19 protein-coding genes and 1 tRNA gene are annotated in these 14,113 nt (G+C 59.0%); all 20 read right to left on the bottom strand.

All coding sequences use genetic code 11. The annotated features are described in order from the left end of the window. Entirely contained in the window at positions 1 to 192 is a 192-nt protein-coding gene (locus tag PQG80_RS15685) for a hypothetical protein (protein WP_271752340.1), read from the bottom strand. Between the two features lie 52 nt (positions 193 to 244). Further along, positions 245 to 1,051 (bottom strand): CheR family methyltransferase, encoded by an 807-nt coding sequence (locus PQG80_RS15680; RefSeq protein WP_271752339.1) that lies wholly within the window; start codon positions 1,049 to 1,051, stop codon positions 245 to 247. Positions 1,052 to 1,090: 39 nt separating this feature from the next. Next, on the bottom strand, positions 1,091 to 1,534 hold the full coding sequence (ndk, locus tag PQG80_RS15675) for a nucleoside-diphosphate kinase (protein ID WP_271752338.1): 444 nt from the start codon (positions 1,532 to 1,534) through the stop codon (positions 1,091 to 1,093). 76 nt (positions 1,535 to 1,610) lie between these two features. Further along, positions 1,611 to 2,585 (bottom strand): polyprenyl synthetase family protein, encoded by a 975-nt coding sequence (locus PQG80_RS15670; RefSeq protein WP_271752337.1) that lies wholly within the window; start codon positions 2,583 to 2,585, stop codon positions 1,611 to 1,613. A gap of 15 nt (positions 2,586 to 2,600) precedes the next feature. Continuing rightward, complete coding sequence (locus PQG80_RS15665; protein WP_271752336.1) at positions 2,601 to 3,482, bottom strand: menaquinone biosynthesis protein; 882 nt, start codon at positions 3,480 to 3,482, stop codon at positions 2,601 to 2,603. Further along, entirely contained in the window at positions 3,472 to 4,095 is a 624-nt protein-coding gene (locus PQG80_RS15660; RefSeq protein ID WP_271752335.1) for a UbiX family flavin prenyltransferase, read from the bottom strand. Before PQG80_RS15660 ends, PQG80_RS15665 begins: the two co-directional genes overlap by 11 nt. Further along, positions 4,089 to 4,964: a UbiA-like polyprenyltransferase gene (locus PQG80_RS15655; protein ID WP_271752334.1), complete on the bottom strand. Its 876-nt coding sequence runs from the start codon at positions 4,962 to 4,964 to the stop codon at positions 4,089 to 4,091. The genes PQG80_RS15660 and PQG80_RS15655 overlap by 7 nt, the downstream gene beginning before the upstream one ends. Beyond that, positions 4,961 to 5,680: a demethylmenaquinone methyltransferase gene (locus PQG80_RS15650; protein ID WP_432432762.1), complete on the bottom strand. Its 720-nt coding sequence runs from the start codon at positions 5,678 to 5,680 to the stop codon at positions 4,961 to 4,963. The genes PQG80_RS15655 and PQG80_RS15650 overlap by 4 nt, the downstream gene beginning before the upstream one ends. 5 nt (positions 5,681 to 5,685) lie before the next feature. Continuing rightward, positions 5,686 to 6,564, bottom strand: coding sequence for a heptaprenyl diphosphate synthase component 1 (locus tag PQG80_RS15645; RefSeq protein WP_271752332.1), 879 nt, complete (start codon positions 6,562 to 6,564; stop codon positions 5,686 to 5,688). Positions 6,565 to 6,665: 101 nt separating this feature from the next. Further along, a complete protein-coding gene (locus PQG80_RS15640) occupies positions 6,666 to 7,202 on the bottom strand; it encodes a hypothetical protein (protein WP_271752331.1) in 537 nt (178 codons plus the stop codon). A gap of 81 nt (positions 7,203 to 7,283) precedes the next feature. Continuing rightward, positions 7,284 to 7,508 (bottom strand): trp RNA-binding attenuation protein MtrB, encoded by a 225-nt coding sequence (gene mtrB / locus PQG80_RS15635; protein WP_271752330.1) that lies wholly within the window; start codon positions 7,506 to 7,508, stop codon positions 7,284 to 7,286. Between the two features lie 120 nt (positions 7,509 to 7,628). Then, a tRNA-Pro gene (locus PQG80_RS15630) sits at positions 7,629 to 7,705 on the bottom strand. A gap of 136 nt (positions 7,706 to 7,841) precedes the next feature. After that, positions 7,842 to 8,222 (bottom strand): LytTR family DNA-binding domain-containing protein, encoded by a 381-nt coding sequence (locus PQG80_RS15625; protein ID WP_271752328.1) that lies wholly within the window; start codon positions 8,220 to 8,222, stop codon positions 7,842 to 7,844. Continuing rightward, complete coding sequence (locus PQG80_RS15620; RefSeq protein WP_271752327.1) at positions 8,219 to 8,341, bottom strand: cyclic lactone autoinducer peptide; 123 nt, start codon at positions 8,339 to 8,341, stop codon at positions 8,219 to 8,221. The genes PQG80_RS15625 and PQG80_RS15620 overlap by 4 nt, the downstream gene beginning before the upstream one ends. Next, entirely contained in the window at positions 8,338 to 8,862 is a 525-nt protein-coding gene (locus PQG80_RS15615) for an accessory gene regulator B family protein (RefSeq protein WP_271752326.1), read from the bottom strand. Before PQG80_RS15615 ends, PQG80_RS15620 begins: the two co-directional genes overlap by 4 nt. Beyond that, complete coding sequence (locus tag PQG80_RS15610) at positions 8,852 to 9,520, bottom strand: hypothetical protein (protein ID WP_271752325.1); 669 nt, start codon at positions 9,518 to 9,520, stop codon at positions 8,852 to 8,854. The genes PQG80_RS15615 and PQG80_RS15610 overlap by 11 nt, the downstream gene beginning before the upstream one ends. Before the next feature lie 283 nt (positions 9,521 to 9,803). After that, positions 9,804 to 10,076: an HU family DNA-binding protein gene (locus tag PQG80_RS15605; RefSeq protein WP_090112863.1), complete on the bottom strand. Its 273-nt coding sequence runs from the start codon at positions 10,074 to 10,076 to the stop codon at positions 9,804 to 9,806. A gap of 113 nt (positions 10,077 to 10,189) precedes the next feature. Beyond that, the gene (locus tag PQG80_RS15600) at positions 10,190 to 11,176 is read right to left on the bottom strand and encodes an ABC transporter permease (RefSeq protein WP_271752324.1); all 987 of its coding nucleotides are present in this window, start codon (positions 11,174 to 11,176) and stop codon (positions 10,190 to 10,192) included. Next, positions 11,173 to 12,687, bottom strand: a complete 1,515-nt coding sequence (locus tag PQG80_RS15595; RefSeq protein WP_271752323.1) for a sugar ABC transporter ATP-binding protein — start codon at positions 12,685 to 12,687, stop codon at positions 11,173 to 11,175. Before PQG80_RS15595 ends, PQG80_RS15600 begins: the two co-directional genes overlap by 4 nt. 87 nt (positions 12,688 to 12,774) lie before the next feature. Next, positions 12,775 to 13,872 (bottom strand): sugar ABC transporter substrate-binding protein, encoded by a 1,098-nt coding sequence (locus PQG80_RS15590; protein ID WP_271752533.1) that lies wholly within the window; start codon positions 13,870 to 13,872, stop codon positions 12,775 to 12,777. Positions 13,873 to 14,113: the final 241 nt, after the last annotated feature.

Here is a 14,113-nt window from a genome sequence, read left to right as displayed (position 1 = left end):
TCAATCGCGGGAGCCGGCCATGCCGCGGCTGGGCGCTCGCTCGCGGCTCTCGTCCTGCGCCTGCAACCGCGATTGAACCGCACCCGGCACCAGGCCGAGCAGCGACGGATGCTCGAGCCCCAGGATTTGCGCGCATTCATGCGCCGTGATGAGCCCGCTTCGATACGCTTCGATCGCTTTGCGCTTGTCCATGACAACCTCCGCTGCCTCAGATTGCTCCTAGTATCGCGCAGCGGGGTCCGGATCATACGATTCGGCGGTAGAAAAAAGTATCGGCCGTCTCCAGCCCGTATTGGCCGGGCGAAAAGATCTGCTCCGTGCTGCCGACGAACAGGATCCCGCCCGGCTTCAGCGCCTTCGCGAACTTTTCGTACAGCTGCTGCTTCGCCTCTTCGGTGAAATAGATCATCACGTTGCGGCATACGATCAGATCGAATCCGTCCTGGAAATCGTCGAACAGCAGGTTTTGCTTCTGAAAACGGACCGCCCGCTTGAGTTTCTCGTCCACCTGGAAGGCGTCGCCGCTGCCGCTGAGATAAGCCGCGGCCATTTCCTTCGGCACCTCGCGGACCGAGCGCTCCGGATAGACGCCGTTTTTGGCTCTGGCGAGCACGCCTTCGTCGATGTCGGACGCGATCAGCGTGGCCTGGCCGAGCGCGCCCAGCCGATCGAGAATCATGGCGATCGTATACGGCTCCTCGCCCGTAGAGCATGCGGCGCTCCAGACCTTGAGCTTGGGCGAGCGCTTGAGCATGTCCGGCAGGAACCGTTCCATGAGCAAGGTCCATCTGTTCGGATTGCGCCAGAATTCGGACACGTTGATCGTCATCCGGTCGAGAAATTCATTGCGAAGCCGGGGCTCGTCCATGATGGCTTTAAAATAAGAAGTAAAATCCGGAAACCCGTTCTTGACCCGCAGCGTCGTCAGACGCCTGCGCATCTGCGTCTCCTTGTATTGCGAAAGATCGATCGACGTCGCCTTGCGGACGTTCGCGATAAAGGCGGAGAAATCCTCGTTCTCGGCCGTCGATCCGGATGTATAATCGCTCATGCTTATGCTCCCCGGCGGTTAGTCGCACTTACTGGTTTTTCAGATCCACACTTGTATGACTTTGTCGTAGTCGAGCAGATCGTCCTCGGAGAAAAAGATCCCGATCTCGCGCAGCGCATTGTCATGAGAATCCGAGCCGTGAATCAAGTTGTAATTCGTATGTATCGCGTAATCCCCCCGGATCGTGCCGGGCGCGGCCTCTAGGCCGTTGGTCTTGCCGATCAGCTGGCGGGCGGCCGTGACGGCCTGGTCTCCCTCCCACACCATGGCGAAGACGGGCCCCGAAGTGATGAACGTAATCAGACGGTCGTAAAAGTCCTTGCCTTTGTGCTCGGCGTAATGTCGCTCGGCGATCTCCGGCGTCACCTGCATCAGCTTGGCCGCGACCAGCTTCAGCCCTTTGCGTTCAAAGCGGCCTACGATCTCGCCGATCAGACCCCGCTCGACGCCGTCGGGCTTTACCATGAGATACGTGCGTTCCATCCCTATACCCCCCAGGTGCGAACGTCCGCTAAGTCACGTTCGCAGCATTTCCATCATTTTACCACAGGAATGGCGATTAATAGCTTCTTTGCGCCACAAATCTCGCGATATCGGCCAGATTTTTGCGCGCCGGCACGGCAGGCAGTCCTTCGAGCAGCTTCAGTGCCTTGGCCATGTACCGCTCGGCCAGCACTTCGGCCTGCCGGATGCCGGCGCTGCCTCTGACCAGCTTGACGGCGGCGTTGGAATCCGCCGAGCCGCCGGCTTCCTGGATGCGCGCGATCTCGCCCAGCAGCCGCGGCCTCAAGCCGGGCTCCTGCAGCGCGTAGAGCACGGGCAGCGTGATATTGCCTTGCCGCAGGTCGCTTCCGGGCGGCTTGCCGATCGCCTTTTCCGTGCCGCACAGGTCGAGCAGGTCGTCGGTAATCTGGAAAAGCATGCCTACATTGTAGCCGTAACGGTACAAAATATCGCTATGCCGCTTAGGCGCGCCCGCTGCCATGGCGCCGAGCTGGCAGCTGATGGCGATGAGCAGCGCGGTCTTGCGCCGGATGCGCAGCAGATAATTGCGGACGCTCTGTTCCGTATTGAAAAAATCGCGGATCTGCTCCATCTCGCCGATGCACATCTGGACGATGGCGCCGGACAAGATCTGATGGATGCGCGGATGCGCGAGCTCGGTCGCGATGACGAGCGACTTGCCGTGCAGATAGTCGCCGGTGAACATCGCGATGCGGTTGTCCCACTTGGCCTTGACCGTCGGTTGCCCGCGCCGGGTATCCGCGTCGTCGATGACGTCGTCATGCACGAGCGAGGCCATATGGATGAGCTCAAGCGGCACGGCGACGCGCTTCAGCTCGTCGAGCGAATACTGTCCGAACTTGCCCGACAGCAGCACGAATACCGGACGCAGACGCTTGCCGCCCGCCTTCAGCAGGTGGAGCGCCGAATCGTTCAGGAGCGGCAGATCGCTCGCGACGCTCTGCGCCAGCGCGTCCTCGATCGCCTGAAGATCGGACTTGAGTGAAGCGTAGAGCTGCATCAACTTCATATTGTCACCTTCGGTTCATTGTGGTGGGGAAGCGGGCGTCGCGATCGGTCCGGCCGGGCTCCATTCCTCGATCCGGACATCCCGCTCCATATAGCCCAGCTCGCGGGCGTACTTGAAGAACAAGGATAAGCCTTCGCGGTGTCCGTCCCCGAAGTCATGGCTCAGTCCGCCGAAGTAGCCTTTCCAGTACGCCTCGGTACCGCCTACCGTTCTTAGCGCGTGTTCGATAACGGGCCGTATATCCAGGCGCGATCGGCGCTTCGATTCGACGAACGCGTCGTAAATCTCCCGCACCTCCGCGGATCTGCCGGCTGCGGTCTCTTTTCTTACGGCCCATACGGCGAACGTCATCCACATGCCCGTGTACCGGTACCAGCTGTCGGATACGTCGATGACTTGGTAGCCATGGTTGCGCCAGGAGGCCCTTATGGCATGGTCCCCGATGAGCAGCGCGGCATTGGCTCGTTCCAGCATCGCGTCGAGATCCGGTTCGGCATTTTCGTAGAGCGGATGCCCGCCGTGGAATTTTTCCATCAGTATTTTCAGCAAATTCACCGAGGTCGCCGACGTGGTCGTCATCGCGATCCGGCCGCCGTCCAGCACAGTCTCGAGCGGAGACTTCAGGAACAGCAGAATCGACTGCACCGGTCCTCGCGCGCTGACGGAGAGGTCCGGCAGCAGCACGTAATCCTCGCTGTTCAGGCCATAGGCGAACGAGGAGACCGCCGCCATGTCGATGGCGCCCTCTCTCAGCTGCCGGTTAAGCTGCGCGGGCATTCCCTGTACTTGCTTCGGCGCGCAACGGAGCTGTGCGGGATCAAAGTAATGGAATACCGGCCATACGTTCGTGTAGTCGATTCTGCCGATCCGGATCGGTTCCGTCCGGTCATGATTCATTGCGTTCGCCCCATCTGCTGTATAAATGATGATCCAGGCCCATGACGTCCATGATCTTGCCGGTCATGAACCTGACGATATCCTCCAACGTCTGCGGTTCTTGGTAGAACGCGGGCATCGCCGGAATGATCCTCACGCCTATGCGGGCCAGCTTCAGCATATTCTCCAAATGCACGGCGTTCAGCGGCGTCTCCCGCGGCACCAGCAGCAGGGGACGACCTTCCTTCAACGCCACGTCGGCTGCCCGCGTCAGCAGGTTGTCCGAGCTGCCGTGCGCGATGGCGGACAGCGTCCCCATCGAACAGGGGACGACGACCATGCCCTCGCATCGGAACGAGCCGCTCGCGATGGCTGCGCCGATGTCGCCCGGCGGATAATAGACCAGCTCGCCGCCGTCCAGTCCGGCGAACGCTTCGGCGACAGACGCGGTACGCCGGGTCGCATCCCAACCCAGCTCTTCCTTCAGCACCCGCCAGCCCGCATCGGAGATGACGAGATGCACGTCGATCCCGGCCCGCAACAGCTCGCGGCATAAGCTCACGCCGTAAGCCGCCCCGCTCGCGCCGGTGATGCCGACCGCCCAACGTCTAGGACGCTCTGCTTGCCTCACCATGACCGCACCAGCACGAGATCGATGAACGTAAATGCGAACAGCACGGTACTCATCACCCCGTTCATCGTAAAGAATGCGGCGTTCAGCTTGCTTAAATCGCCCGGCTTGACGAGCTGGTGCTCATAATAGAGCAGCACGGCCGCCACGATCGTGCCCGCGAGATACCACCAGCTCAAATCCGTCATGGCCAGCAGCAGAATAAACCCGGCCAGCGTCACGACGTGCATGATTCTGGCTGTGAAAAGAGCCTTGGCGATTCCGAACCGCGCCGGATACGAGTACAGTCCTTCCTTGCGGTCGAACTCGACGTCCTGGCAGGCATAGATCATATCGAAGCCCGTGGACCACAGCGCTACGGATACGAAAAGCACGACCGAAGGCCAGGTGATCGTCCCCGTGACGGCGACCCAGCCGCCGAGCGGCGCGAGTCCCAGCGTAAGACCGAGCACGAGATGGCACGCCCAGGTGAAGCGCTTGGTATAGGAATAAATGACGGTCATGAACACCGCGATCGGCATCAGCTTCAGCGCCAGCGCGTTGAGCTGGGATGCCGCCCAGAAGAGGAGTACGAAGGAAACGATAACGAACAGCACGGCTTCGGAGGACTTAAGCAGACCCGCGGGAATCGCGCGGCCGGCCGTGCGCGGGTTGCGCGCGTCGATCGCTTTGTCGATGATACGGTTCAGGCTCATCGCCGCGGTCCGCGCGCCGATCATCGCCAGCAGGATCCACCCGCATTGCGCCCACGAGGGCAGCTCGCGGTTGACGGATACGGAGCCCAGGATCGTGCCGACATAAGCAAATGGCAAAGCGAATATCGTATGCTCGAATTTAATCATTTCAAGAAAAATCTTCAACTTCCGAATCATGCCCGTTCATTCCCTTTCTTCCCCATATGCAGCGCGGCGACGCCTCCGGCGAGCGGATATGCGCGCACTTCCTGAAGTCCCGCTTCGCGGAACATCTCGGCAAGCCTCGGCAGGTCGGGAAAATCGGCCAGCGATTCGGGCAGCCAGCGGTACTGGTCGTACTTGCGCGCCACGAGTTTGCCGAGCAGGGGCATCAGCTTTTTAAAATAAAAATAATAAATGGCCTTGAAGGGCTGCCAGCCGGGCTTGGACATCTCCAGGCATACGACCTGTCCGCCCGGCTTCACGACGCGCCGCATCTCGGAGAGTACCTTGGCATAATCGGGCACGTTGCGGAGCCCGAAGCCGATCGTGACGTAGTCGAATGTTCCGTCGGGAAACGGCAGCTCCATCGCGTTGCCCTGAACGAGCTCGATCTGCTTGTCCAGCCCTTTGCTCTTCACCTTCTCGCGTCCGACCGCCAGCATGCCGGCGCTGAAATCGAGACCGACGGTGCGCCCCGTTCCGCTCGCCTCCGCTAGCGCAATCGTCCAGTCGCAAGTGCCGCAGCACAGATCCAGCGACGTCTGGCCCTGCTTGACGTTCATCTTGCGCATGGTAAACTTCCGCCAAGCCTTATGACGGCGGAAGCTGATGATATCGTTCATCATATCGTACTTCGGCGCAATGCTCTCGAAGACGGAATGAACGTGATTTTGCTTGGATTCCGCATCCATTCTGGTCATCCCAACTCCTTGATCGCCGCTGCCGGCACCCATGTAGGTCCGTGGAGAAACGGCTCGATTAAACTCGCGAGTTCTGCCGCCAGCCTGTCCGACGGCAGCTTGGGCAGCATCGCCTGCAGTTGCCCCGCGGACTGCCTGAGCAGAGCGGCGAGCTTGTCCGCGACGCCGTACTTCGCCATCAGATGGCGAAGCAGCCCGAGATCGTCGCCGCTCTCCTCGAGCGCCCTGCGATCCTCGTCGCTCCCTTCGCCGAGCACGTGCCACACGCCCCAGCTCCCGGTCAGATCGTCCGGGCGCTGCAGCCTCAGCAGCTCTTGGAACAGCAGCTCGCACCGGGAGAAGCGCTCGACGAGCTCCGGCCATAGCTTCGCGTGCATCCCGCTCATCAGATGGCCGAACGACATAAAAAGAACGCCCCGAATCGCGGAGCCGTGGCTGACGTATTCTTCTGCGTCGAGCCGCATCTGCTTCATTTTGCCGTAAAGGGCGACCTTGATCCGGTTCACCTCGCACACGGCTTCGCTGAGGCGCTTCACCGTCTCGATCTGGCCGGCCTGGGAGAGCAGATTATAGAAGCGGCTGCTGAAGTAATCGCCCGCGAGCACCTTCATCTGGCGGGCGCGCATCTGGCGCGTCTGCGCCTTGGCGCCGCTCTCCTCGTTCTCTACCAGATCGTGCGTATCGAGCCCCATCTGGACGAGGGACGTCGCAAGCGGGTATAGTTCCACCTGGGCGCCGAATCCCTGCTGATCCGCGAGTACGGCCTGAAGCAGGCGGACGCGCCCCTCGGGGAACTCGGGCAGATCCGTGTGCTTCGCGATCATATCGTAGTCGGTATATTTTCGGGCCATTTGCGCAATCGGTTTACGTGTCATGTTCAGCCTCCGGGAGTGCAAAGCGCGGGAATCGCCGCCAATTCAATTTATTAATTATAACATAACCGATTGCACGCCGCATGAGACGCCGCAAGCGTTCATCAAAATGCAAAATTTGCGAGCCATTCGCGTCCCGCGGCCGTCCAAATCAAGTGATATTTGGCGGATTGCGCCCATTCGCGCGCGTCCTCTCCGGCCTGGCGGGTATCGGCGCTCAGCGACGCCCAGTCGGCGGCTCTCAGATCCGCGGAAGCGAGCAGCGTCCTTCGTCCGTCCTGCAGCGCGTAAAAACGGATCAATAGCTGCCGGACGTTGTTCACCCGCTCGAAGGAGGCTCTCGACAGTTCATAGGCATCGCCCAGCAGCGCTTCCGGAGCTGCGGTCCCAGGAGAGATCGACAGATCGACGCTCAGGATGCCCGGCTCCCATCTGACGCGGGTCAGCTTCATCGCGAGCGGCAGCGGATCGAGCAAGTCGGCGACGCCGTCGTCCATCAGCCGTTCGCTGCGAATAGGCACGAACAGTCCGTCCGAGCCGGATGCCAAGCGACGGGGGTGCGCCGGATGCAGCAGACCGAGCAGGACGATGACGCATAGGCCTAGCGCCAGCAGCGCGATTCCACTCCACCAATGACGCATAGACAGCCCCTCCTCGTCCTTCCGCTCCTTCCCATTGTATAAACAAAAAGGGCAGGCTATGCCTGCTCCCCGAGACATGCTTCAGTTGTCCGTCTCGACTATTCCGTACTTCGTCAGCACCGTAGCCTTGCCTCGGATCTTGATGGCGGATGTATGATCGGTAAACTGCGCGATCAGCACTTCCCCCTTGTCCAGCTTCTCGGTGTGGTGAAACCGGGTATCCTGCCCCCGCGTCAATCCGATTACGTTCACGCCGCTCTCTTTGGCCTTCACGACGATGTAGTCCGCTTGATTCGGAACGTCCATACCGGTTGCCTCCTTGTCGTATGTCTCGGCGCGGCGCGATTGATTTTTCGCATCGTCCGTTCAATAAAAAACGGCTCCCCGGGTATAAGCCCCGGGAAGCAGTCTTGTTCACGTATGTAATGGTCGGAACGGCGGGATTCGAACCCACGACCTCACCCACCCCAAGGGTGCGCGCTACCAGACTGTGCTACGTCCCGGAATAATAGCGAACGTATGTGATTATAGCACGCTCTACGTTTCGCTTGCAAGCATTATAATGTCGAGATCCACTTTGTAAATAAGTGATACGGAAGAGCCGGCGGTTCATGCAGCATTACCGCCGGCTTCATTCTTCTAGGCCTTGGAGGGCTTCAGATTCAGTCGGTAGGCAGGCGCCGAAGAGCCTTCCCTTAAGAAAGCGACCAAGTCCTTGTGATGAGCCCTCGACACCGGCGCGCTGATGCCGCCTTCAAAAAATACGCGCCCAAGATCGCCGTCGTATCGCTGGATCTTATCCGTCTGGACCAAATAGCCGCGTTCGACTTTTCGGAAGCCTTCGCCGGACAAATAACGGTCGAACTCTTCAAGAGAGCTAAGATGGCTGAAGATGCCGTACGATGTCTGAAACTTGATGATGCCGTTCTCAATGAACTGAAACAGTACATCTTCGAGCGGAATCTCGATCACTTCAACCTCTTTGCCGCGACGAATGGAAACCGGAATCACTTTGCTCATCTGCGGAGCTCCTTCGGCATGGTAGGTTTGTTCAGGAAAACATAACAGCCCGTAAATGCGAACAGGGAGGCGACTCCGACCAACAGGGAGCCCATGACGCTGTATGCGCGTTTTTTCATTCTTCTTCACCTCCTTCCTTAAATGGCAGCAGAAGCGTCTGCACCGCAAATGTCAGCGCGAACAGATCGGATTGAATCCACAGGTTGGACGCGACGAGGGCCATCCCGATGACTTTGAGAATCGGATAATGGCGCTTCTTAATCCAGGCGTACTTGTCGAAATTGGAAGGCGCGAATATCGCGACCATGACCAGCGCGAAAAGCGTAAAGCCGAGCGTCCACGAATCCGAAAAGTGAATATGAGGAATCAACGTCAATACGATCGTAGAGCCGACGATACACCCCACGTTAGAAGTAAGATGATACCCTCCCGTCGCTAGGCGAAGGATGGCGAAAGATACGATAACTACCATTGTCGCTCCAGGTTCGCCCGTAATCAATCCGAGCACGAGGGTCATCGTCGCAATGAAGACCGTATTGATGATAATTTTAAGCGCGTACTCGATCACGTCGGCGGAAGGCGCCTGCGCGCCGGCTTCGGTCATCCGCACATGAAGCCCCTCCGAGTACTTACGCAGCATCCTCATTATCCTTTCTTAACGCAATATACAGAAATGGGGGTAATGTGAGTATGAAAACCAGACTGGCATATACGACATAATCCTCGAATTCGTTGCGGAAGACGTAAGCCAATACCATGAAAACGACGATCGCGGATATGATCACGGCGATTAACGTCGCGTTCGTACCCTTGAATTCCAGATCGTGCCGGCGGGATGTCGGCACGAAATCGAATCCCCAGTTGTATTTCTTGATCACCCGGGCGACAACGAACATCAGGATAAACGTAAGCAACTGCGCCGATGCGCTAATGGCGATGTCGTCCTTAATCGTCTCTACGGATATCGCATTATACTGGCCCAGCGTGAGGATCGTAATCCCTTGAACGACGATCAACAGCGACAGTCCGGCGAAGTTCATGATGATCGAATAAAAGATAGGGACGCGAAACAAGATCCAAAGAACCAGTACGTAAAGGAAAAATTGTATATATGTCGAAAGATTCACGGTCTCGGGGTTCAGCCTCGTAAAGTAGGAAACCTGGCTCATCATGAACGCGACAAGCGATACGGTGATAAAGGCCCGCTTGTTAAGTCGAAACCGGAACAAGGAAAACATGACCAGAAAGACGCCGAAGCATTCGATGGCGGCTCCTACTATGAATACTACATAATGCATTGGCTTTGAGCCCCTTTATCTAAAAATACTACAAAATGAGAATTTCATCCACTAGCGGAAGATATTAATTTACAAAATCCGCCTGAATACCTATTCTGATAAAATACTAACATTCGTGTCGATGCGTGTAAATCGGTTTATCTCAAATTGCGGCGGCGCCCCGCGGGTATCGCATAAATAATAGAAAAAGCCATCTTTGCCAGTGAAATCTGGCAAAAATGGCTTCCCGTGCGCTGCGCGCGCGGCTCGCGTTATGTAGCGTTCGCGCAATCGCGGGGTCCTATTATTTAATTCCGTCCTTGAGCGCCTTCCCTGGCTTGAACGCGGGGATCTTGCCTGCCGGAATCTCGATCTCGTCGCCGGTCTGCGGGTTCCGTCCCTTGCGGGCGGAGCGTTCGCGAACCTCGAAGTTGCCGAAGCCTACGAGCTGTACCTTGTCTCCGGATTGGAGCGCCTCGGAAATAACGTCGAATACGGCGTCGACGGCAGACGTGGCGTCCTTCTTGGAAAGGTCGGCGAGCTCGGAAACCTTTGCGATCAGTTCGGTCTTGTTCAATGCATTCACCTCCCATACGGACAACTGGCGTAGTATCTGTTTATCCGTTTCAACAGAAATTATACACATGAAAACCGCGGCGCCGCAAGCGGAAAGCCGCGCGCGACGCTTCATTATGCCTTTCGGCGGCTCAAATGCACGAAAGTGACGGTCAGCGCGAGGACGAGAACGGCCCCTTTGATGATGTCCGTCGTATAATACTGCACGTGCAGCATCGTCAGTCCGTTAATGAGAATGCCGGTCAATACCGCCCCTACGAAAGTCCCAATAATGTTGGGCCTGCCGGCGCCGAACACCGAGTAGCCGACGAATACGGCGGCGACGGCGTCCATCAGCATCGGCGCGCCGGCGTCGATCTGGCCGGAGCCTACGCGGGCGGTATACAGGATGCCTCCGATAGAGGCGAACACGCCGGACGCGATATACGCCCAAGTACGGACCCGGCGTACGCGCACGCCGGACAGGCGAGCCGCCTCTTCGTTGCCCCCGGTCATCGTCGCCTGGCGGCCGAAACGGGTATACTTCAGGAAAATATGCGCGCCGACCACCGCCAGCACCATCAGGATGACAGGGAAAGGAATGCCGAACAGCTTGCCCTGTCCGATCCACAGAAAGTCGGGATTCATGACGCCCGGCGCCTTCGTGCCGTCCTGAAATTGCATGTTGTTGTAAATCGAATAGCCTTTGGTGTAAGTCTTGTGAATGCCGCTCACGATGTACATGACGGCCAGGGTAGCGAGCAAGTCGGGTATGCGCACCTTGACGATCAGGAACGCGTTAAGCAGGCCCACAGCGGCTCCGATCACGAGCGGCGCGATCAGCACGACGGCGAGCGGCATCTCGTACCAGATCATCATCGTGGCCGTCGCGACCGTCGTCAGCGATACCGTCGAGCCGACCGACAGGTCGAATCCGTCCACGGTCAGCGAGATGGTCACGCCGATGGCCACGAACGTCAGTATCGAGATGGAACGCAGGATGTCCAATAGATTAGAGCTTGTAAAGAAATACTCGTTGTTCAGCGAAAAGAAAACGACGACGAGCCCGATGAAAAGGAGCGCCCCGTATTTGTAAGAGAACTGCAGCAGCCTGTTGTTCACGCCAGATCCTCCTTGCCTGCGCTCGCATAATAAAGAAGCTCTTCCATCGTAACGTCGCCGCGGTCGAACGACTTGACGATCGCCCCGTCGCACATGACGAGGATGCGATCGGCGAGCCCGAGCGCCTCGGCGAACTCGCAGGTCAAGTATAGAACGCCCTTGCCGGCCCCGGCCAGCTCTCCGATGATGCGGAAGATATCCCGCTTCGCGCCGACGTCCACGCCCTTGGTCGGCTCGTCGAACAGGAACACTTCCGCGTCGGTCGCCATCCATTTGCCGATCGCGACCTTCTGCTGGTTGCCGCCGCTGAGGAAGCCGGTCGGCTGTCCAGAAGACGCCGTGCGGATGCCCAGCCGGCCGATCATGTCCTCCGCGTGCCCGCGTTCGGCGGGCTTGGAGATGAATCCGATCCGGCTGAGCTGCCTCAGGATCGGCAGGCTCAGGTTATGCAGCACGGAGGATCCGACGAGGATTCCCTCCTTGCGCCGCTCCTCCGGCACCAGCGCGATGCCGGCCCGCACCGCGTCCGCCGGAGAGGCCGCGTTCGCTGTCCTGCCGGCGATTCTGACCGTGCCGCGCTCGGCCGGATCCGCGCCGAACAACAGCCGCGACAGCTCCGTCTTGCCTGCGCCGACCAGGCCGACGACGGCGACGATCTCGCCTCGGCGCACGGTCAGATTCACGCCTCTCACGCGATGACCGGCTGCGATATCCTCCACTTCGAACAATGTCTCGCCGATCGGCACGGTCGTCTTCGGGTACTCCTCCTCGAAGCTGCGTCCGAGCATCGCGCGCACGATATCGCCCGTGGCGACGTCCGCGGCTGGCTCGGACAGCACGACCTTGCCGTCGCGCATGACGGTGATCCGGTCGCTGACCTGTTTGACTTCCGGCAGCCGATGGGAGATGAAAACGATGCCGATGCCTTGCCTTTTAAGCTCGTCCATGATGCCGAAGAGCCGGTCCGCCTCCTCGAGGCTGAGCGGCGCCGTAGGCTCATCCAGGATGACGTACTTGGCCTCCTGCACGAGTACCCTGGCGATCAGCACGATCTGCTTTTCCGCCAGCGTGAGCTCGTCCGCCCTGCGCCTGACCGGAATGCGGGAGCCGATCCTGGCGAGCACCGCCTCGGCCTCCCGGCCGATGGCTGCCCAATTCATCCACATCGGGCCTTTGCCGGCAGCGATGCGGTCGAGCATCATGTTCTCCGCGACCGTGAGATGCGGGACCAGGGACGTATCGACCTCCTGATACACGCAATGAATGCCTTCGGCCTTGGCGTCGGCGGGCGACGCGATCGACAGCCTCCGGTCCCCGATCGAGATCGTTCCGGCGTCCGAGCCGTAAGCCCCGGACAATATCTTCATCAGGGTGCTCTTGCCTGCCCCGTTCGCGCCGAGCAGGGCGTGGACCTCTCCCGGGCGCACCGCGAAGTCAACCCCTTCAAGCGCGCTTACGCCAGCGAACGACTTCGATATGTTTTTCATCTCGAGCTCCAAGGCGCCGTTCATGTCCGCTCCTCCTTCCGCCGTTATCTTCCGATCACAATACAGGACGGCGCGGTCAGAATCCCGCGCCGTCCTCGTCCCTATCCTATTTTAATTGCCGCTTACGGATTGCTCAAGCTCTTTCAGGTAATCCGTGTTGCCCGTGTCGCTCTCTCCCCATCCGTCCACGTATTGGGACAGGTCGGCGGTCGTGACTTTCTTGTCCGTCGGCAGCGCGTCGCGGCTGACGTAGACGGAGTCGAGCTGGACCGTAGGCGGCGTCTCGTCGCCGTGCAGCTTCTGGTACAGGTAGCGAACCTGGACTTGTCCGATCGAAGCCGGATCGACGGCCGCGGAGGCGACCCACGGGCTGGCCGGATCCTGGATCATCGCGAGATCCTCGTCGCTCAGGTCGATGCCGTAGATCTTGATCTCGTCGCGTCCCGCTTGCTTGACCGCGTTGGCCGCGCCTTTGGCGAACTCGTCCCATGCAGCCCAGATGGCGGTGATGCTGCCCTTTTCCGGATATTGCTTCAGGATCGCTTCGGTCTTGGTCTGCGCATCGAGCTGCGCGCCGTCCGCGGTGCCGAATGCCGTGAGTTCCTTAATGTCAGGGTTCGCGTCCATGAATGCCTTATACGCGATCTGGCGGGACTCCATCGGCGGGAAGCCGGCCACCCAAATTTTGACGATGCTACCCTTGCCGCCAGAGTCCTTCGCAAGCGCTGCAAGCGTCTGCTCGGCCATCTTCTGGTCGTTCTGCGCGATGCTCGTCACGCCAGCGTTGGTCAGGCCGGAATCGAACGCGACGACCGGGATGCCGGCCGCGATGGCCTTGTCTACGCCTGCGGTCAGCGCGCCTGCGTCGCCATGGTCGATCAGGATGCCGTCGTACTTCTGCGTTACGGCCGCGTCGAGGTTCGTCGCCATGACGTCCAGCTTATTGTCGGAAGGAATGACCGTCAGTTCGCCGCCGAACTTCTCGACTTGCTTCTTGACGCCGTCGACGTACTGCGCGGAGAACGTGCCGGTGTTCAAACGCATGATAAGCGCGATCTTCTTCCCCTTGAGCGCGTCGGCCGCGCCGCCTGCATCGGACGGGGACGCAGCGGCAGAGGATGCGGCAGCCGACGATGCCGGAGCCGAACCGCTGGACGCGGCATTATTGTTTTTGTTGCCGCATGCGGACAGGAGCAAGACGAGCGCCATGGCCAGCGCGAGCCATGTTCCGAAACGTTGATGCTTTTTCACTTGAAAAGGCCTCCCTAATCTATGCAATCTATTTGTAGGATTAATATAATCACTATTCCCAAGTATGTCAATTGGTTTTTGCGATTTTATGCGCTAAACGATCATACAAGAGTCTATTCTAGGCGAATGATGTCGTTTTAACAAGAATAATTTATAGAATCTGCTCATAAGAACCCCGCACGGAACGCAAAAAGCCGCG

The organism is Cohnella rhizoplanae, from assembly GCF_948329515.1.
Taxonomy (GTDB): domain Bacteria; phylum Bacillota; class Bacilli; order Paenibacillales; family Paenibacillaceae; genus Cohnella; species Cohnella rhizoplanae.
This window is presented reverse-complemented; position numbering and strand designations above follow the sequence as displayed.